Annotated in this window: 22 protein-coding genes; all 22 read right to left on the reverse strand. The window is 53.5% G+C overall.

The window, feature by feature from the left end; translation table 11 throughout:
* The 22 genes from IEY11_RS03355 to IEY11_RS03455 all read right to left on the reverse strand — a co-directional run bounded on the left by IEY11_RS03355 (position 1) and on the right by IEY11_RS03455 (position 19047).
* Positions 1-768 (reverse strand): adenine nucleotide alpha hydrolase family protein, encoded by a 768-nt coding sequence (locus IEY11_RS03355; RefSeq protein WP_188885802.1) that lies wholly within the window; start codon positions 766-768, stop codon positions 1-3.
* 75 nt (positions 769-843) lie between these two features.
* The gene (locus IEY11_RS03360; RefSeq protein WP_188885803.1) at positions 844-1683 is read right to left on the reverse strand and encodes a hypothetical protein; all 840 of its coding nucleotides are present in this window, start codon (positions 1681-1683) and stop codon (positions 844-846) included.
* Positions 1680-3779, reverse strand: a complete 2100-nt coding sequence (locus tag IEY11_RS03365) for a type IA DNA topoisomerase (RefSeq protein ID WP_188885804.1) — start codon at positions 3777-3779, stop codon at positions 1680-1682. The genes IEY11_RS03360 and IEY11_RS03365 overlap by 4 nt, the downstream gene beginning before the upstream one ends.
* Positions 3776-3970 (reverse strand): hypothetical protein, encoded by a 195-nt coding sequence (locus tag IEY11_RS03370; protein ID WP_188885933.1) that lies wholly within the window; start codon positions 3968-3970, stop codon positions 3776-3778. Before IEY11_RS03370 ends, IEY11_RS03365 begins: the two co-directional genes overlap by 4 nt.
* A complete protein-coding gene (locus IEY11_RS03375; protein WP_188885805.1) occupies positions 3954-4679 on the reverse strand; it encodes a DUF4366 domain-containing protein in 726 nt (241 codons plus the stop codon). The genes IEY11_RS03370 and IEY11_RS03375 overlap by 17 nt, the downstream gene beginning before the upstream one ends.
* Positions 4669-4917: a DUF4315 family protein gene (locus IEY11_RS03380; protein WP_118760679.1), complete on the reverse strand. Its 249-nt coding sequence runs from the start codon at positions 4915-4917 to the stop codon at positions 4669-4671. Before IEY11_RS03380 ends, IEY11_RS03375 begins: the two co-directional genes overlap by 11 nt.
* A 28-nt stretch (positions 4918-4945) precedes the next feature.
* Positions 4946-6667, reverse strand: a complete 1722-nt coding sequence (locus IEY11_RS03385; RefSeq protein WP_188885806.1) for a C40 family peptidase — start codon at positions 6665-6667, stop codon at positions 4946-4948.
* Complete coding sequence (locus tag IEY11_RS03390; protein WP_188885807.1) at positions 6664-7611, reverse strand: DNA-methyltransferase; 948 nt, start codon at positions 7609-7611, stop codon at positions 6664-6666. Before IEY11_RS03390 ends, IEY11_RS03385 begins: the two co-directional genes overlap by 4 nt.
* Positions 7601-10030: a VirB4-like conjugal transfer ATPase, CD1110 family gene (locus IEY11_RS03395; RefSeq protein ID WP_201309122.1), complete on the reverse strand. Its 2430-nt coding sequence runs from the start codon at positions 10028-10030 to the stop codon at positions 7601-7603. The genes IEY11_RS03390 and IEY11_RS03395 overlap by 11 nt, the downstream gene beginning before the upstream one ends.
* Positions 9915-10415 (reverse strand): PrgI family protein, encoded by a 501-nt coding sequence (locus tag IEY11_RS14770; protein WP_201309120.1) that lies wholly within the window; start codon positions 10413-10415, stop codon positions 9915-9917. Before IEY11_RS14770 ends, IEY11_RS03395 begins: the two co-directional genes overlap by 116 nt.
* A 15-nt stretch (positions 10416-10430) precedes the next feature.
* Positions 10431-11303, reverse strand: coding sequence for a VirB6/TrbL-like conjugal transfer protein, CD1112 family (locus IEY11_RS03400; RefSeq protein WP_188885809.1), 873 nt, complete (start codon positions 11301-11303; stop codon positions 10431-10433).
* A 13-nt stretch (positions 11304-11316) separates the two neighbouring features.
* A complete protein-coding gene (locus IEY11_RS03405) occupies positions 11317-11406 on the reverse strand; it encodes a Maff2 family mobile element protein (RefSeq protein ID WP_158576731.1) in 90 nt (29 codons plus the stop codon).
* An 86-nt stretch (positions 11407-11492) separates the two neighbouring features.
* Positions 11493-13163 (reverse strand): recombinase family protein, encoded by a 1671-nt coding sequence (locus tag IEY11_RS03410; protein ID WP_005335872.1) that lies wholly within the window; start codon positions 13161-13163, stop codon positions 11493-11495.
* Entirely contained in the window at positions 13164-13361 is a 198-nt protein-coding gene (locus IEY11_RS03415; protein WP_002595102.1) for a hypothetical protein, read from the reverse strand.
* A gap of 241 nt (positions 13362-13602) precedes the next feature.
* Entirely contained in the window at positions 13603-14940 is a 1338-nt protein-coding gene (locus IEY11_RS03420) for a virulence-associated E family protein (protein WP_117831474.1), read from the reverse strand.
* The gene (locus IEY11_RS03425; protein ID WP_002595104.1) at positions 14909-15553 is read right to left on the reverse strand and encodes a CHC2 zinc finger domain-containing protein; all 645 of its coding nucleotides are present in this window, start codon (positions 15551-15553) and stop codon (positions 14909-14911) included. The genes IEY11_RS03420 and IEY11_RS03425 overlap by 32 nt, the downstream gene beginning before the upstream one ends.
* Before the next feature lie 66 nt (positions 15554-15619).
* Positions 15620-17194, reverse strand: a complete 1575-nt coding sequence (gene mobQ / locus IEY11_RS03430; RefSeq protein WP_002595105.1) for a MobQ family relaxase — start codon at positions 17192-17194, stop codon at positions 15620-15622.
* A gap of 103 nt (positions 17195-17297) precedes the next feature.
* Entirely contained in the window at positions 17298-17714 is a 417-nt protein-coding gene (locus IEY11_RS03435; protein ID WP_002595106.1) for a hypothetical protein, read from the reverse strand.
* 2 nt (positions 17715-17716) lie between these two features.
* Complete coding sequence (locus IEY11_RS03440) at positions 17717-17914, reverse strand: helix-turn-helix transcriptional regulator (RefSeq protein WP_002595107.1); 198 nt, start codon at positions 17912-17914, stop codon at positions 17717-17719.
* Between the two features lie 317 nt (positions 17915-18231).
* A complete protein-coding gene (locus IEY11_RS03445; RefSeq protein ID WP_005335898.1) occupies positions 18232-18528 on the reverse strand; it encodes a DUF3847 domain-containing protein in 297 nt (98 codons plus the stop codon).
* Entirely contained in the window at positions 18521-18862 is a 342-nt protein-coding gene (locus tag IEY11_RS03450) for a DeoR family transcriptional regulator (protein ID WP_005335900.1), read from the reverse strand. The genes IEY11_RS03445 and IEY11_RS03450 overlap by 8 nt, the downstream gene beginning before the upstream one ends.
* Positions 18859-19047, reverse strand: a complete 189-nt coding sequence (locus tag IEY11_RS03455) for a hypothetical protein (protein WP_002304353.1) — start codon at positions 19045-19047, stop codon at positions 18859-18861. The genes IEY11_RS03450 and IEY11_RS03455 overlap by 4 nt, the downstream gene beginning before the upstream one ends.
* Positions 19048-19270 lie beyond the last annotated feature (223 nt).

The raw sequence follows: 19270 nt of genomic DNA on the forward strand, positions 1-19270 counted from the left end.
TTAGACACTGATACCCCTCCTTTGATTCTGGATTTTACCGTCGATGATCGCTTCCACTTCTTCCAGCGTTTTCCCGTACTTACAGCCGTGCGAAACAACATTTTCCTCTGCGTTCAGTTTCCGCAATTCCTCCCACAGTTCCGGGTACTCCATTTTGATATGCGTCAATTCCGCATAGCCTTGATTGGGACAAAACCAGCACCCACCGCGCCGCGAAAAATTGTATATCGGCGAGAGCAGCCCATATTCTTTGCAGAGGTCATACGCCATTTGCTCTGTAAATCCGAAACGCGCAAGAAGGGATATTCTGTTAGAGCCTTTCAAGCGCTTTAAGCGCTTCGGTTCGTCAAGCGCAATACCGATGTATTGGGTATAATCCGTTCCAGTCAAATCGAGTTTTTTGAAATAATTGCGGACCGGAGCGATCTTCAAATCACGATTTGCCGAACATTTTCCTCCAATGAGCCATCCGCTGTATTTGCCATTGCGCTCTGGGATCTTACTTTTCTGTGTCACATGGTAGAAAAGATCAAGGTAATCTTTTTCCGCGCGGACAATCTCGACTTCGTATCCCCAGATTTCAAAGAGCGGCTTTGCCTTGCTGCGGATGAAGTCGATATGTTCCGGCGGTTCTCCGCTGATCTCACGCTTTCTGTCAAACATCACTTCTGAAAAGATGATTTTGGATGGCGGCAGACCGTGAATGTGGTCCAGAATGATGCTTGCTGTGCTGTCTTTGCCGCCGCTCCAAGAATGAAAATATAACATTCAATTCCTCCTGTGCATTGGTTGCTGTACAAATATGGGCGGTGCGTTCGTTCCGCACCGCCCATAAAGTCCTATTTATCGTTCTTCCTGCGCTCTTGCAGGTTTTGAGGAAGATGCCGTTTTCTGCTCCTGCTGCATCTGAGCAAGCTGCGCACGAACAGAAGTCGGCTTTTCCTCGGTATTCAACCGGATATACTCCTTTGCCCGGTTTTTCAGGTCTGCTTTTGCTTTGTGGTAGCTGCCGAAGTAATGCCCCCAATAGAAGTCCGTAGACGCATCCCCGATGATGTGCCGCCATGTGACATAGGGCTGCGGCGCTCTGGGGTTTTCGCCCAGCACGAACTCTACGGCTCCCGCCTGCATCCGGTCGATGATGGCGTATCCCTGATGGACGATCTGTTTTTCACGCTCCGGCTCCTGTGCCATAAATGCGATGATACTGCCGTTTCCGTCCTGCACCGGCTGAAAGACCTGACCCGTCATCATGTACATCCCATCCATTCCGGCACCGGCTTTGTAGCCACCATCCGGGGTGCGCTCACTGTTCAGCAGCACATAGCCGCTGTCCAGCACAAAGCCGGGTTCCTGCCGCTGCCCGAATCCGGGCAAGCCCATCGGGACGGTCGTTGCCGTAATGCGGGACAGAGACATCAGCGATCCAACTTCGTCAAAGGCACTTGGCTGCAAGTCGGAGGGAGAAGCATAGGCCGGCACATATACTTTGGGGATCGCCGCCTCGCCGGTGGCAAGATGATCCGCAGACTGGTACAGTCCACGGACATCCGGCATGGATGTCAGCATCGTGCCGTCCCGCAAGATATACTCTGCGTCCTGTGCCTTTTCATATCGTGCGCCCAAGTGCGCCGCAAAGGTGTCAAACGGCACAGGCTCTAATCGTTTGGTTTTGTTATTCATGTGCGCTCCTTTCCAGCCTTGTTTTGTTTCGGCTTGTTCTCAAACTCCAGCTTATAATTCACATATCTCCCGGTGTCCGTGAGCACGATGGTTGCGTCATAGGTTGTGCCCTTCTTTTCACTGAACAGGCCAGACATCTTCACGCGCCCCTTTTTCAGCAACGCGGTTGCCGCAGGTTTCGTCAGCTCCTTGTGCTTGTCCTTGAAGAACCGGTCGTTTTTCCACATGGTGAAGCCGCAGCCCTGCCGGGTACACTGGAAACTCAGCTTACGCTCCATGACGCTCCCGCCGCATCGAGGACACGCACCGATGCTCTCGCGCTCATCAAACAGTTCGGTTTCCACCTGCACATTCTTATAGCACGCCACCAGCTCGGACACCTGCTTTTGAATGCCGGTCAGAAATTCCTCCGGGGATAGAGCGCCATGCTCGACCTCTTTCAGCGCAGACTCCCATTCTGCTGTCAGCTTTGCGGACTTGATGCTCTCCGGCAGGATCACAACGAGGTTGTGACCCTTTTTCGTGGGGAGAAGCTGACGGCCCTTTCGTTCCAAAAAACCGCCCTTTACCAGCTTTTCCAGCACACCGGCGTGGGTCGCAGGTGTACCCAGCCCGGTGCGCTCTACGCCCTCGATCTCAGCAAACTCCTCTGCACTGGCGTGTTCCATTGCGGAGAGCAGCGTGTCCTCCGTAAAGTGCTTGGGTGGTGTGGTGGAACCCTCTTTTGTCACGGCACGGGAAACGAATACGGTCTGTCCCTGTGTCAGCGTCGGCAGCGTATCCGGCGGTTCGCTCGCCTCCGGTTTTTGTTTCAGCGTGGAGAGGAACGCTTTCTCCGTTGCCCTCCAGCCGGGCTCTATCACCGTGCGCCCGTTGGCGGTAAAAACTGCGCCGTCCTGCTCCAGCCGGACGGCGGTATCCTCATACTGATGGATTTTACCAATGGCGCACAGCAGCCGCACCATCACCAGCGTCAGCACATTGCGTTCCCCGGCAGGCAGCGCCGCCAGTGCATCCTCTGTGACCTGCATAGTGGGCAGCAGCGCGTGGTGATCGGATACCTTACTGCTGTCAACAACGCGCCCCACATCCGTGATCGCATAGGGCGGCGCAAACGGCAACAGCTTTGCAGACTGCTCGGCAAGAGCCGGAACGCCATCTGCCATATCTTCGGTCAGGTAATTGGAATCCGTGCGCGGGTAGGTCAGCAGCTTCTTCTCATAAAGCGCCTGTGCGTAGTCCAAGACCTGCTGGGCGGTATAGCCGAACAGCCGGTTGCCGTCCCGCTGCAAGGAGGTCAAATCATACAGCTTGGGTGGCTTTGCGGTCTTAACGGTCTGCTCTACGCCGGTCACGGTAAGCGTCTGCCCCTCGCAGGCGGCACACAGCTTATCTGCGTCCTTGCGCTGTGCAAAGCGGTCTGACACCACGCGAAAGCCGCAATCCAGTTCCACCGTGTAGAACTTCTGCTTTTTGAAGTTCTCGATAGCGTTCTCACGCTCCACCACCAGAGCAAGAGTGCGCGTCATCACGCGCCCCACATTCAGCGTCCGATGGTACAGCGTGGAAAACAGGCGCGTTGCATTGATGCCTACCAGCCAGTCTGCCTTGGAACGACAGAGCGCCGCCGCATAGAGCGAATCATACTCTGCACCGGGACGAAGATTGGCAAAACCGTCCTCGATGGCGCTTTCCTCCATTGAGGAGATCCACAGGCGCTCAATAGATTTGCGGCAGTTCGCCATTTCATAGACCAGGCGGAAAATCAGCTCGCCCTCGCGTCCGGCGTCGGTGGCACACACGATGCTCTCCACATCGTCCCGCTGCATGAGGTTTTGCAGTACGGCAAACTGCGCCTTTTTGTCCGGCGTCACAACATATTGCCACGGCTCCGGCAGAATGGGCAGATCGTCCATCTGCCATTTGGAATAGGTGGGGTCATAGGCGTCTGCCGCCGCCATTTCCACCAAATGTCCAAGGCACCAGCTTACGAGATAGCCGCCGCCCTCCAGATAGCCGTCCTGCCGCTGCCGCGCGCCCAGCACAGAGGCAATGCTCTGTGCCACGGACGGCTTCTCCGTTACGATCAATTTCATGCCTGTTTCCTCCCAAAGTGCTGTTCCATGAGTTCTTTATAGCAGATCCCGATGCACGGGCGCTGTCTGCCATAGCCGCAGCCATGGCAGGGATGCTCCGGCGGGAGAGCCGGGGTTTCCGGCTCTTTCCCACCAGCAGGCTTCTGCTGCATCATGCGCTCCATGCCCGGGCGGTTACTGAACAGGGGCATCGCTGTCACCGTCCATATCCTCGTCCTCATCTACATCTTCCTCATAGCGTCTGCGGCGTTCGGCTTCTTCCTCGGCGGTGAGTTCAGAAAAGTCCTCCTCCACGGGTTCGTCCTCCGGTCCGGCAAACTCGATCTCGTCCCAATCCTCCGCGTCGTCCAGTTCATGCTTCGGCTTGTAAATCTTCACATAGTAACCGACACCGCCTGCGGCAAGCACCACGATGCCGATGAGCAGCATCATGCCCGTGCTGATGCCGGTCTTAGCAGGCTGCTCCGGCTGTGTGGGTTCGTCTGCCGGTTTTTCCGGCTCCGGCGTGGGTTCCGGCTTGACCGGTGTAGTCGCAGCGGAATCGTCCTTTTTCGCCAGCGCCATCAGGTCGCTTTCCGTGACGGCGTTCAGAAAATACACATTCTCTGTGCCGCGCTGCTTGTCGATAACGAGGTAGAACACATTTTCATCTGCGGTCTGGATGGTGTAAAACTCCTTGCCGTCCTCATCGGTGGCGTTATCCACCACCGTACCTGTGCCGTTGGGGGTAAAGGGATTGGACGAAGTGCCGGTTTCTGCATCAGCGGGCGTAGTCGCCTCTGCGGGAGATGTAGCGGACTGCGCCGGTTCCTCGCTCATGGCGAAGGCGGGGACGCAAAAGAGCGTCATGCAGAGGGCGGTCATCAGTGTGACTGCCAAGGTACGGAATTTAGTTCGCATGGTTGTTGTCCTCCTTGTTCAGATGGTTCTGCGGCAGCGGTGCGCCGCTGCGAAGCGCACGAAGTACCTCTGCCAGCTCATCCGGTGAAACATCCATGCTCCGCACCACGCCGACGATCTCCGTGTTCTCCAGTTCGCGCTTCTGCTGTTCCAGCTCTCGGCAGCGCGTCTGATACGATGCGACCTTGCCCTTGAGCTTGTCGATTTCCTGTTCGATCTTCTTGATTCTGGGGTTCATACAATGCCTCCTAACAAAAAAGACAGGCTCACAGCCTGCCAAATGCGTAAAAATGTTCCTGCCAGTATGAGGTTTCGATGCTGGCGTATTTGATGGGCGAACCGGCGTGGATCATCATGCCGTTGCCCACATAGATGCCGATATGCGACACCGGACCGTCGCAATCGTAAGTTTTTGTGAAGAACACAAGGTCGCCCGGTTTTGCTTCACTTTTCGAGATGACAGTACACTGATTATAAATGCCGGTCGCCGTGGTACGCGGCAGATTATGAACGCCGCTGGCCGTGTAGACCCAGCACACGAAGCCGGAGCAGTCAAACGAGGTGGACGGACTGCTTCCGCCCCACACATACGGCCAGCCGAGATACTTTTCCGCTTCCGTGATGAGCGCCTTGAACGACGGGTCAGACAGTGCTTCACCGGGGATCTCATACTTCGGTCCCTCGGACGGGTTTGCGTAGATGTTGTCCCCGAAAATATCCGGTCGGTTGCCTTTCTGCTGAAAGATCACCAGATACCGCTTGTACTCATCCTCGGTCAGCAGCTCCCGCACGACGGTTCCCAACGAGCGATTGCGGACGGTCACATACAATATCTTGTAGGTGTATGCCACACGTCTTGAACTGGTGGTGCCGTCCTTGTTGGTGTGGCTCACGGTTTTATACCGCGTTTCGGATACCGGCGTCAGCGTGACCGTGTACTGCTGCTCAAACAGGTCTTTGAGTGCCGTCTGCACCTCATCCGGCTTGAAGTCGCCAAATTTCACAGTAAGGTAGGCGATCAGCTCATTGGGATCATGCCCGATGGTGTCCACATCGTAGCGGTATTCATCGTAGCCGCTTTGCGTCTGCTCGATGCTGCCCATTTCACGCTCCAACTGCTTTTCCAGAGCCGTGTAATCTGCCTCTGCCTGACGAATATCCGGGTCCTCGGCAGTGTAGGAGGTGCTGGTGATTGCGCCGGTCACACCCTCCAGCATAGCTGAACAGGAGGACAGGCCGGACATCAGCAAGCAGATCATCAGAGCAAGGATACCTGCCATGCACAGTGCGCCTTTTCGGTGCTGCACGATAAAATTACCGGCAGTCTGCGCCGTACCGGTCACGGCGTTCTTGGCACGCTCCCACACGGTCGCACCGCCTGCCGCTTGCTGCGCCTTGCGGAGTTCCTTGGCATATTTCCGTTTCAAGCGCCGTTTCTGAAGCTGCGCCTTGAAGGTATGCTCCTGAAGCTCCGGTGTATCCCGAATGGCTTCGCGGTATCTCGCCTCCACGGTCGCCTTGGTGCTTTTGCGCTCCAATTTCTCTACCTTGCGGTAGGGTGCGTCTTTGATATAGCGATGCCCATGCCGGACGGCACTGCTTACTGTGCGCTCGGTCACAAACTCCGTCTTGTGCGCAGCTTCGGTGCCTACATTTTCCTGCTCCACCTGCCGCAGCTTGCGGTGCAGCTGTCTATTTGCCATGCGCCCGGAAGCCGTTACTACGCGGCCGGCTGTACTGCGCCTGCCGCGGGGCTTTACTTCCTCCGCCAGATAAACACTGTGCTTTACCTTGCCGGTTTCCGGGTCTGCGGTGCGCTTGAGGGCAGGACGGCGCTGTTTGGGCAAATCTTGCTTTGCCTGCCCCAGCTTACCGCCCAGCACCTCGGCTTTTTTCTTGGCGTTTTCCGCCCGTTCCTCCGGCGTGAATTTCAGGCGCTTACTGCGGGCGGCGTCATCCGCATCGTAGATATTGCGCTTCCAATTCATGCGGATGCCTCCTCGATCCGCTTCTGTGCCAACTTGCAATACTCCGGGTTCAGCTCAATTCCGATGTAATGTCGTGCAAGCTGCTTCGCTACGGCACCGGTGGTGCCGCTGCCGAAGAACGGGTCCAGAACGATCCCGCCCTCCGGGCAGCCTGCCAGGATGCAGGTTTCCGCCAGCTTGGGCGGATAGGCAGCAAAATGCCCGCCGCGATAGGATACCGTGTTGATGTCCCACACATCCCGCTTATTCCGCATGGTGGGTTCCGGCTTGTCCGCATAGTATGAGCCGGTCCGCATCATATTGAGTCCCTGCACATTGTTTTGTCCCGGCACCTTTTCGGCATACTTGCCGCCGCAGCACCTACGCCTATACCGCGCAGCAGAGGACGGAGCCATCGGCTCTGCGATCGCAGCTGCATCGTAAAGATACTTTCGGGATTTTGACAGCAGGAAAATATGTTCATAGCAGCGAGAAGGACGGTCTTTGCAGCTCTCCGGCATGGGATTGCCCTTTCGCCAGATGATGTCGCTGCGGAGATACCAGCCGTCTGCGCGAAGCGCAAAGGCAAGCATCCACGGAATGCCGATCATATCCTTGGACTTGCAGCCCTCTACCGTGCGGTTCAGTGCCACGGTCTGACCGGTCCTGCCGTTGGGATACTTCGGGTCCAGCGCATCACCCTGATCGCCTTTTCCGGCAAAGGTATCTGAAATGTTGAGCCACAGCGTCCCGTCCGAACACAGAACGCGCCGGACTTCGGCAAACACCTCGGTCAGACGCGCAACATACTCGTTGGGCGTACTTTCCCGCCCGATCTGTCCCTCCACGCCGTAATCCCGGAGGGCATAATACGGCGGCGAGGTCACGCAGCAATGAACGCTTTCGTCCGGCAAGCTGCGAAGTGCTTCCAGTGCGTCCATGTTGTAGATCACATCAGTCTGCATGGGGACCTCCTTTCGGCTCCTGTTCCGCAGGCTTCGTTGTCATAAGCTGATACAGCTTAGTATTTTTCGGGAAACGGTCCTCAAATGGAATGACCTTATCCCCAAAGAACAAGAGTCCCTGACCCTCGCCGCTGTTGGTGACATGAGCCAGCTCGTCCGGTGCGATGGAGAGCCGCTGCGCCAGAATTGCGCGGTCGCTGGCACCCTGATTGAGCATGAGCACAAAGTCGCTGTTTTCCAGAATATTTTCAATTTCAGGACTGGCAAGCAGGTCCTTGACATTCTGCGTCAGGGCGGTGGGGATACCATTCCATTTGCGAAACCGCTTATAGATTTCCGCCGTGTACGCTGCCGTCTGCGGCTCTTTCAGCAGCAGATGGAACTCATCCAAAATGATACGGGTCGTTTTACCGGCGTAACGGTTCGCCGTGGTGCACTGCCATATATGCTTCTGCACATTGCTCATGACCAGCTTTTTCAGTCCTTGTCCCAACCGGCTCGTGTTGTAGCACACAAGGCGGTTATGCAGGTCGATGTTCGTGCGGTGATTTAAGTAGGACAGGCTGCCGGTCACATAAATCTCCATCGCCGTAGCGAGATCGTCTGCTCTGGGGTCGTGCTGTTCTTTCAGCACACGGTACAGATCACCCAGCACCGGCATTTTCTCCGGCTTGGGGTCCTTCATATATTCCCGGTACACCAAGCCGATGCAGCGGTCCAGCAGGGATCGCTCAATGGGCATCAGGGTATTACCCTGATTTGCCATCATCAGCTCACACTGGGACATGATGAAATCCGCCTGCATCAGCATGGGCGATTCGCCCACATCGGTGCTTAGATCAAGGTCCATCGGATTGAGGTAATATTTGCTGTCCGGTGCGAGGTAAATGACCTGCCCACCCAGCGCTTCGGTGAGTGCGGTGTATTCGTTCTCACTGTCCAGCATGAGCTGATCATCGTCCGTTGTGAAAAAGGTGTGGACGATCTCACGCTTGGCGAAGAACGATTTACCGGAACCCGGCGTACCCAGCACGATCCCATTGGGACATTTCAGGGTCTTGCGGTCTGCAATGATGATCTGATTCGTCAGGGCGTTCACGCCGTAGTACAGTCCACCCGGCTGATACACCTCGCAGGTGCGGAACGGCAGGAAAATCGCCGTTCCGCTGGTGGTCATGCCACGCTGGATCTCCACCAGATTGACGCCCAACGGCAGCGCGGACATATATCCCTGCTCCTGCTGATAGTCCAGCCGAATGAGTTCGCAGTTCGCGGCGCTGGCGATGCCGCCCACAGAGGTCAAAATGTTTTCGAGCTTTTGTCTGCTTGGTGCGATATGCACCATGAGGATCGTCACCATAAAGAGCTTTTCATCGTGGCTCTGCAATGCCTCCAGCAGATTTTCCGCTTCTTTAGCGTAGGTTTTGAGGTCCGGTGGGAGAATATCGTAATCGTAGCCGGTGCGGGTTGCGCGTTTCTGCTCGTCGATCTTCGTCTTATCCAGATCGGACAGCTTACGCTTGACAGCTTTCAGCGCCGCGCCATGCTCCAATGCCTTTGCGTGGATGGTGAAAATCTGGCAGGCATCGCAGTCCAGCAGTGAATTGAGTAAGGTATGGGAAAGGCGGCTTGCATCGATTTGCAGGAACGATGCCGTGCCATAGGACGCGCCCACGCGGAAATAGCGCCCGTCCTTGAACTGAAATGAGCTGGGCGCGATAAAGTCCTTACTGGAAAGTCCGGTCTGGATCAAGGCATTCCAGTTAAATTTGAACTGCTGGGGCGTATCCAGATGCAAGCACTGATGCAGCGCCGCCAGACGCTCATAGCCATCCATCGGACGGGCGGTGCTGCCAAGTGACCGGAACGCCGCGATGACATCGCTCTCGATCTGATCCAGACGGGACAGTGCCCGCACCAGACCTTCCGCCTGCACGGTGTAGGTCAGGCACATCCGGCGCTCGACCTTGCACTTTGCCGCCTGATGCAGCAGGAAATCGCTGAGTTCCTGCCGCACCGGGTCCAGTGCATCGCCACTCGGCGGGATGCTCAGATCACGCTCATAGGTTTTGAGGTCCGGGTAATAGCAGATGACGGACAGCTCCAGACCCACAGAGGGTCCGAAGTAATTGAGCAGATCGCAGTAGAGGTCGAAAATGACCACCTGTTCATCGTCCGACACCTCGGTATATGCGCGATCTTCAAACTGGACGCTCTTGCTGTACAGCCCGCCGCCAAGGTCGCACATACCGTTGCGGTACATTTCCACATAGGGAATGGTCTGCTGGGCGGTGGCGGCAATCTTACCGTCGCGTTTTGCCCGCTTTACCGTTCTTGCGAACTCTTTGCGCTGCGCGTTTGTCAGCGGCGTGTCCGGTCGGACGATCAGGTCGCTGCTCCAGCCGACGCTTTTTCGCACAGGCCGGCTGCTTTTTCTGTTCATAGAGAGCAATATGCTCCACCTCCTCGTTGATTTTTGCCTGCCGTTCCAGTGTGGCAAGGCGGTTGTTGGTCTGATACGGACGGTTTCGGGGTGTCAGGAAACGAACGCGGGCATAGTTTTTCAGGCATCGTTCCACCGGCTGACCGTTTTTCCTGTACAGCGCCGTGAAAAAGAACGGCAAGGCCGAAACGATCAGCAGCACCATCGCCGTATCGCCGCCCAGCGGCTTGCGGGTCAGCAGATAGATCGGAACCGACACTACTGCCGCAAGGCTGAAACACACAAGCTGGCGGCGGGTCAAGCCGAATATGACCTTGTTCTGCACCTGCGTCAGATCCTTTGGGATATAAACTTCCGGCAAAATCAATTCCTCCTTTTAATGGGCGTGCAGAATGCTCTTTGCAACGCCGCCGGACTTGAATAAGCTGAAACACAGCAGCATGGTGTAGGCGGCGCATCCCCAGATCGCAGCGTGGATATTGCCGCCTGTAAGGGATAGCGTCTTGACCAGTGCGGCGTAGATCGCCACGCAGACCATGATGAGAAACCCCTGTAAGCCTAATGCCGCAAGTCCGCGCACATAGTTCGTGCCGATGTTGCCCCATTCCCGGTTGGCGAAGGTGGCAAACGGCAGCGGTCCGACACTGGCGTAAATGAAGATCTCGATCATTCTGCCATAGAGGATGATCATGATGCACACGCCCATCACGGTGAGGGCAAAGCGCATCAAGAAGGTTTCCATCATGAGGCCGAACAACTCGCCTGTGCCCATCGCTTCCAACTCGGTCGTGATAGACGCAAGTGCCGCTGTAATGTCGATGCTGGCTTGCGCATCTATGACGCCGGTCGCTTTCTGCACCATGTTTTGTGTGACATCGAAAATCGCCATGATGAAGTCAAAGGTATGATTGATAACGAAAATGGCGATCCCAGCCTTGAACACCCACTTGACGAACATCCATGTGTCGATGTCGTGCATATTGTTCTTGTCAATGATCATGCTGATCAGCTCATAGCTGAGGATCGCCGCGATGACCAGTCCGGCAATCGGCAGGACCGCCGTTTGGGACAAGCTGCGGATGATGGAGAAAACGCCGGAGTTCCATGTCTCCGGCGTTTTTCCTACTTCGCCCGCGATCTCGGCAACGCGGGTGTTCACGCCATCAAACATACCCGACAGATTTCCCTGAATGGCTTCGATCAGGAACTTCTTGATCCATTCATTGATCGCGTCGAATATGAAATCCATAGGCGCTCACCAATTACACGGTGATGAGCGTGGTGATGAGGGGGATGACCTTCACGCCCAACAGCATGATGCCGCCGCCAGCTGCGAGCTGTTTTATCCCCAATTAGGTGTAAAATTCTGCTCGATGGCGGGCGGCGGCGTACAAAAATCTATATGGTGTTTTTAAGAGAACCATCCAGGCGGGACAGGTCAGGCAGTGACCTGTTCCACCTCCGGGATGGGTTTGAGATTAAAATGAATTTCGATAGAAATGTGTCTTGTTTTATCTTCGTCAATGCGCTCATGCACGACGATTTCTTTGATTAAGCGGTTAAGGGTGGCTGCATCCAGCTCTGTGATGTTGGCGTATTCCTGAATGGCTTCCACCCATTGTTTTGCATCATTGGCAAGCTGGACTTCATCGGACAGCCGCTTTCTGCCCTCGGACACTTTTGTTTTAAGCTCCGTCTGCTCGGTCTGCGTCTTTTCCAGCATGGTGTTGAAGTTCTGCTCACTGATACGCCCTGCAATCATATCCTCATAAAGCCGCATTACCATTTTGTCCAGAACCTCAATCCGTTCCTCGTCCCTTGTAAGGGAGCGTTCCATTGCTTCCCGCTGTTCCCGCTGCTCGGCTTCACAGGTATTGGTCAGGCGGTCGGCAACCGCTTCTCCGTCCATCAGGGCAGCTCTGGCACATTCCCGGATTTTCCGCAGCACATGACTGTAAAGGGTGTCATAATCAATCCGGTGCTGGGTGCAGTGGTTCTTTCCAAAGGCATTGTAGGTCTTGCAGGAGTAAATCCGCTGGGGATGTTTTGCGTTTGTGTAGCGTATCGTCAGCGACTTCCCACACTCGCCGCATTTTATCAGTCCGGCAAACAGGCTGATTTCATTGGTCTGCCCCGGACGCTGGCGGGATTTCAGCTTGTTCTGCACAATATCAAAGCTCATGCGGTCAATCAGCGGTTCGTGCTGTCCCTCAACCACAACCCAGTCCTCCGGTTTCTTTTCCCCAATCGTGCCGATTTTGAAGCGGTAGTCTTTTTTCTGGGAAGCAATCGCCCCGGTGTAGACGGGATTCATCAAAAGGTCTTTGATAACGGAGAAGTCCCACATATACCGCCCGTTTTCCGGGTCTTTCTTTTCCCATTTGGTGCGGGTATTGCGAAGCCCCCGTTCCCGGTTCCACCATGTGGGGCAGGGGATTTTTTCTTCCTCCAGCCGTCTGCGGATATAGTTCGGACCATGACCGTTTAGGGCATATCCGAAAATCAGCCGCACAATCGGGGCGGTTTCCTCGTCAATGAGCAGATGGTTTTTGTCCTCCGGGTCTTTCCGATACCCAAACGGGGCAAGACACCCGGTAAACTGTCCTTTCTGCGCTTTCAGAAGATAAGAGGAATGGACTTTCTTGGAAATATCCTTGCTGTACATCTCGTTCAGGATATTCTTGAACGGGGCAATGTCGTTGTTATCCCGTAAGGTGTCGATACCGTCATTCATGGCGATATAGCGCACCCCGTTTCTTGGGAAAAAGTCCTCAATCAAATGCCCGGTTTGCAGATAGTTACGCCCCAGTCGGCTGAGGTCTTTCGTGATAACAAGGTTGATTTGCCTGCGCTCAATGGATCTCAACATTCTCTGTAAATCAGGACGCTCCATATTAAGACCTGTGAAGCCATCGTCCTGATAGACTGCCACAACCTCCCATCCCTGCTTTTCGCAGTATTTTTCCAGCATATCACGCTGGTTTGCGATACTGGCACTTTCGCCTTGCAGGTCATCGTCCTTTGACAGTCTGCAATAGACCGCTGCACGATAGCCCCCGGCAAGTGCCGAACCGATTGTTCTGTATTCCATTTCGTTCATCATAGCCATTTACCCACACAATCCAGACGGTATCCGGCTCTTTTGAACCTCATCTTCATTATACTTCAATTCTTTCTTTTTAGCAAGATATTCTTTTGTATTTGTCTTGCCGTATTTCTGGGAAATCAGGCTGACGAACACATCGGTGGCGTCCAGCTCCCCGTCAAATACAGTGGTCACATGAATCTCTGTTTTGTTTTTTGCCATAGGCAGTTATCCTCCATACATGAAAATAGCCAGACAGAGGGTGTCGGCAACGAAGTCCGGCAACGGGCTTCAAAAGACCTTGCAAACAATCTCAATCTGGCGGTGGTTACTATTTATACTTTTCTTTTATTTTTCTGTTGTTTTGGTTGTCATAGGGGAGAAAAGCCCGCAGTTATGGGTTTTTCCCCGGCAACCGGCTCGGCAACGGGATAGCAACGAAGTCGGCAACGGGCTGTCATTTTCAGAATGGAAGCTCCATCTGCTCCGTGACCTCCACAAAACCGTCCATAGATTTTTCGGGCGGGTTGTCGGTGTCCGTTGCCGGGATTTCACGCTCCCAGCCCTTTTGTCTGCCATATTCCGCAAACATTCTTGGATTGGAAAAGTAGTTCCACCCGGTAATGCACTGGTTCATTATCTCGTTGATTTCCCGGATTTCCCATTGCTTCGGCTCGTCAAAGGTGTGATTTAAGGCTTCCTTGTAGAGCTGCTTGGAACAGATCGTTTCCCCGGTGTACTTATCAAGGTAAGCCTGTATCATCCCGGCTTTGGTGTCCTCCGGCATAAAATCCCGCTGGTGTTCTTTGAGATACCGCTGCATGGCTGGGCTGAATGACAGCTTGTACCTGCCGCTTCGGTAAATCTCCATTGCTTCCGCCCACATCTGGCTGATATAGGCTCTGGAAGCGGCTTCGTCCTCCAAAATGTGAACCTCGGCTTGCTCCGGGTACACCATGACCGGGATAAATCGGCGGTTGCCGGAACGGTCAAGGGGGAGAAAGTCAAGGGCGTTGGAAGTACCGCCGAACACGCACTGACGGGGACGGTCTGCCGGGTGGGTTTCATAGGGTATCTTATAAACCTCTTTCTGTCGGCTTAGAAAAGACTTGATTTCCTCAATGCTCTTGGCATTGGCGGTTGCCATCATTTCCGACATTTCAATTATCCAGTGACCTTGCAGCTTGCGGTACACGTTATCATCGTCCAGCTTCCGCAAATCATCGGAAAACCACTCGTCCCGGACTGCCAGCAGACGGAAGAAGGTGGACTTGCCAGCCCCCTGACCGCCTACCAGACACAGCATGATTTCAAACTTGCTTCCGGGCTTAAATGCCCTTGTAATCGCCCCCAAAAGAAACAGCTTTAGGGCTTCATAGGTGTAATCGTCCACATCCGCCCCCAGAAAGTGCCGCAGACAGAAGCGGATGCGCTCCGTCCCGTCCCATGCAAGGCTGTTCAGAAAATCCCGGATGGGGTGGTACTTATTCTCATTCGCCACAATCCCGATGGCGGTTTCAATCTTTTTCTCACTGGTCAGCCCGTAGGTTTCCTCCAGATAGAGAAGCAGATACTTCATGTCTGTATCGGTCAGGGCTGTGCTTTCTCTGTGAAAACCGATGGGCTTTATGATGTCCTTTCGGTCGGTCAGGATGTTATAGGCGATTGCCCCGGCAAGCACCGGGTCACGCTGGAATACGGTCAGGCAGTTCCGTATGCTCTGGCGGACACCGCCTTTCTCGGTGGTTTCCAGAGTTGCCTTTACTTCCTCAACGCTCTGGGGCGGCTGCATGGCGTTCATGGTGTTTTTTAGTTCTTGCTGCGTCTGCGGCGGCAAGCTCTGCCATTCGCTGTTCAAGCTGTATCACATCCTTTCCATGTTCCGTAATCAGTGAAGCGATTTCCTCCGTATCCCCAAACAGCAGCACATCCAGCAGATATTCCACATGGGCTTGCTTCTGCAAGGCTTCCACGAACCGGGGATGAAACGCTTCCTCCGGGGAGTGCGGGGCATAGTCGGTTTTCCATACCCGTAAGAGGTGTAGATAATCGGCAAGGACACGGAAGCAATGTGCCTTTGCTTCCCGGAACTGTTCTTCCGGGGATTTCTGCCGGGGCTTGGGCTTCCTTGCCCTGCCCGGTGGCTTCCAGTCCTCATAGGCAAGCCCGAAGTCACTCGCCAACTGTGCGGCGGCTTCCTTTTTCCCCAGCCCGTACAGGGCAGCTACAAAATCAATCACATCCCCATCTGCACCACATCCGAAGCAGTGGAAACGCTTGTCCAGCTTCATGCTGGGGGTCTTATCGTTGTGGAACGGGCAGCAAGCCATCCCGTTTCTGTTTACCCGGATTCCGTAATGCTCCGCAGCCTGTCTTGTCGTAACGGACTGCTTCACAGCTTCAAATACATTCAAATCAATTCCTCCTTGTAAAAAAGAAAAGGCACTTATCATTCTCAATCTGAAAATGGTAAGTGCCTGTTAAAGTTCCATATCCTGTTGTTTGTGTTTCGTCTGCGCCGGGGCGTTTTTCTGTGCTCTCTTCTCGTCAGCCTTATCCTGCAAGACTTCTTTGAGGGGCTGCTTCTTGGGCGGCTCTTTGCTTTCCTCTGTGCCGGGTGTGGCTTTCCGTACCCAGTAGCGGATGTCCCACAGCTTCTTCAAATCTTCCTGCACCTCGGTCAACGGTACTTTCAAGTCTGCGATTTCGTCCACAAGCTTCGCCTGTTCCTGCAAAAGCTCCTTTTTCGTGCTGTCCTTATCGTCCGGGTGCTTGGCAAGGTAGGCACTGGCTTTCTCAAACCGGGCAACCTCCGGGTGTTCCAGCTTGAATTTTTCCTTAGTTTTCTTGAAAAATATCTTCTGGTATTTCTCATAAACGGGCTTACATTCCTTACAGTCCGTCCGGGCGGCAAGGATAGCGTCAATCACGTTGCTGCGGGTTTCCTTTGGCTTCATCTGCTTTCGGTAGTCGGCGGCAGATTTCCCGGACGTTTCTATAAAGTTTTCCAAATCCTCCACGGTGGAAAGTCCCTTTCTCTGGAGATAGGACAGGGCTTCGCTGACTGCCTTTAAGTCTTTGGAAGTCCCCCGGCTTTGTCCCGCCCGTGTCCAGCTGCTCCGTTCTGCCTTTCGTATCTCCATATACTTCATCAGCAGATTGGGAAGAAAGACCGCTTCCTCCGCAGCTTTTTGGGCAAGCAGTTCATTCCGCTTTTCGCTAAGCTCCGCAATCCAGCCTTTGAGATTTTTAATAAGCTGCCGGATGGACTTCATCAAACTATTGGCGGCTTTGATTTCTCGGTTCAGGTTGCCGATGTTCGTCTGAATCCCACGCTTTTCCATCTGCCGGACAGCAGCCCCTTCATGGACGGTAGGGATAATATCAAGCCCCTGTCTTTCGTAAGAACGGAGATCTACTCGTTCCGGGCGGTTGTTGGCTTCCAGATAGCGGTTTTGGATGACCTCCCATTCATGCCGCCAGATTTCGCCATATTTGCGGTCGTTCCAGTCAACCGTATCTTCCTTGTGGCTTTTCCACCTGCCGGACGGGAGCTTGATTCGTTCCCCGTTCTTATCAAGTTCATAGACCTTGCGGCTCTTGGGAAGCCATTTCCCACGCTCATCCATTGCCCGCATGGTCAGCATGACATGGGCGTGTGGGTTTCCGTCCCCTTTGTCATGGATGGCAAAATCCACGCACATTCCTTTGGAAACAAACTGCTGGCGGCAGAAATCCCGTACAAGGGCGGCGTACTGGTCGGGCGGTATCTCTCTGGGAATGGAAAGCACCCACCGCCTTGCAAGCTGGGAGTTCCATTGCTTCTCAACAGCTTCGGCAGCGTTCCAGAGGGTGTTGCGGTCTGTGTACTCCAGGGGAGCGTTTGCCGGGAGCAGGATTTCATTGTGGACGATACCACGCTTTTCCGGGTAGTGTTTTACTTCCTGGTCATATTCACAGAACAGCTTTTCGCCGCTCTGGTAAGCAGCGGCGGCAACCGCAGACTGGCGGTGGCTGCGCTGCACAATAGAGATTTCGTTGTGTGGACAGGGCATTTTGTGTTCCTCCTTTCCGTTTTTGGACATAGAAAAAGCAGGATACCTTTTCAGATTTCCTGCTTGTTGTGCCGCTGGGGGCGGCGGGTATTTAGTAATACATTTACATAGTTTTGTGCAAGTACCAAAGTCGCACAATAAATACAATTTGTCCAATAGCATAAGCCCCAATAATAGTGAAACATGGGACTACTGTCATATATCCGGTGAAAATCAAAGCAAAAATAGAAACAGCAATCGTAACATTCATTACCTTGAAGCCACTTGCCATAGCAGCATTACTAAGCGAAATATTTCTCTCGTCATTTTCCTCTATTTCCATTTCTTTGGTTTTCTTAACGAACAAGTCGCACACACCAGATACAATCAGCAAAATTCCAATGAGAGATGTACCTACTACTATTAAGTCGGGACGTGGCACAGGTATTATTTCATGTACTCCCAAACCGTATGTTAGCAATCCTCCCAGTAGAATAATCATTCCTGTAACTGTCATTAAAATCAACAACCTTTTTTTCATAATCAATCCTCCTCGTAAATAAAAATTTCTTCAATACTCATGTTGAAATATCTGGCAATCTTAAATGCCAACTGAATAGATGGGTTATAGCGTCCGTTTTCCAAAGAGCCGATGGTCTGTCGTGATACTTCCAATGCATTTGCTAAATCTTCTTGCTTTATGCCTCGTTGCTTTCGTAATTCTTCCAGGCGATTTTTCATGTCATCCTCCTCTCTTATGGAAAGTTAACTTTCCATGCTTCCATTATATCACATAGTTCTTTTATGTCAAGTTAGCTTTCCATTTGCATTATATTTTATGAAACTTATCGGCTGGGAACAGCTTGCAACGCAAGGTGTCCCCAGATGGCAAGTCCACAAAAGGGTAGCTGGCGGCAGCCAGCGCAGGGGAAGTGTAGCGTCCCCTGTTTGATTTGGAGCAGACCGTGGCTGCGGAAAATCACAGCCCTCCTGCAAGGAGCCTTCGGAGAACGCAATGCACCAACCTCTGGGTGGTGTATAATTGCGCCCTTAGTAAACTAAGGGGTTTCCGGCTTCTCCCGTTCCAGCAGTTTTTTCAATATATCTTGCGTGTCCTGCCTGTGAAAAATGAGTTTCAGCAACAGCATGACATCATCGTCCGTCAGGCGTTCCGGCTCTTGTAGAAAACTTTCCAGCATACCGCCACGAGTACAGAGCCGGTGCGTCCGTTCCTTTCGGGTAAGCTGCTTCAACTGGTGCTGCAATGCCTTTTCATCATTGATGGCTTTCCGCAGTTTCTTTTCGCTTTTCTCCAACTCCCGGTTGAGCTTTCCCAGCTTTGAGGTATCAGGCAAGGGTAGCGCCCTCCTTTCCCGGTATCAGCACATAAATCCTGTTCGGTTCTCCCACGCCCTGACGCACCCGCATGATAAGTCCGGCGGTTTCCAGTTCATTCAAAGAACGCTTGACCGTCATGAGGCTGCGGGACAGGACTGCGGCAATGGCTGTGATAGGGAAGCAGACAAAAAGAATCCCGTTCTCGTCCGCCTGCCCTCTGAAAAGCATAGCGTCCAACATCCGGCAGTACATGACCTTTGCGGTGCTGCTGACTGGAAATCCTGTCAACGCTCTGGGAAATGGCATACAGGGCGGCAATGGTGTGTCTATCGTCATAAATTCAAAATTCATTCGGTGTGTTCCTCCTTTTTCTTTGCTCGTTTGGATAAATAACGGGGGCAGTCAATCACAACCGCCCGGAAGCTCTGCTTGCACCCATGCTGGCATTTCCGGCATAATTCGTTGTAAGTGACACGCCCCCGGTCATTGAGGTAAAAGGAAAGCTCATGCTTCCGCTTTTTACTCATTCTCGGCATGTTACGTTTCCTCCCGTTTTCGTGTATGGTTTCGGGGCGATTTTCGGCAAAATTACAGCCATAGAGCCGCTTAAAATCTCCCGAAGTCTCAGCGATAGGGTAGACTATCTCCCTATCAAATTGTCGTGTTTCGGTATCATTTCGGTGTCAGTTCGCCAGTTCTCCCCGGTGTCGTTCCTCCCCTGAATCTCACAGCGGCGTATCGCTCCCTTTGGTACGCTCG

Source organism: Butyricicoccus faecihominis (genome assembly GCF_014648015.1).
GTDB lineage: Bacteria > Bacillota > Clostridia > Oscillospirales > Butyricicoccaceae > Agathobaculum > Agathobaculum butyriciproducens.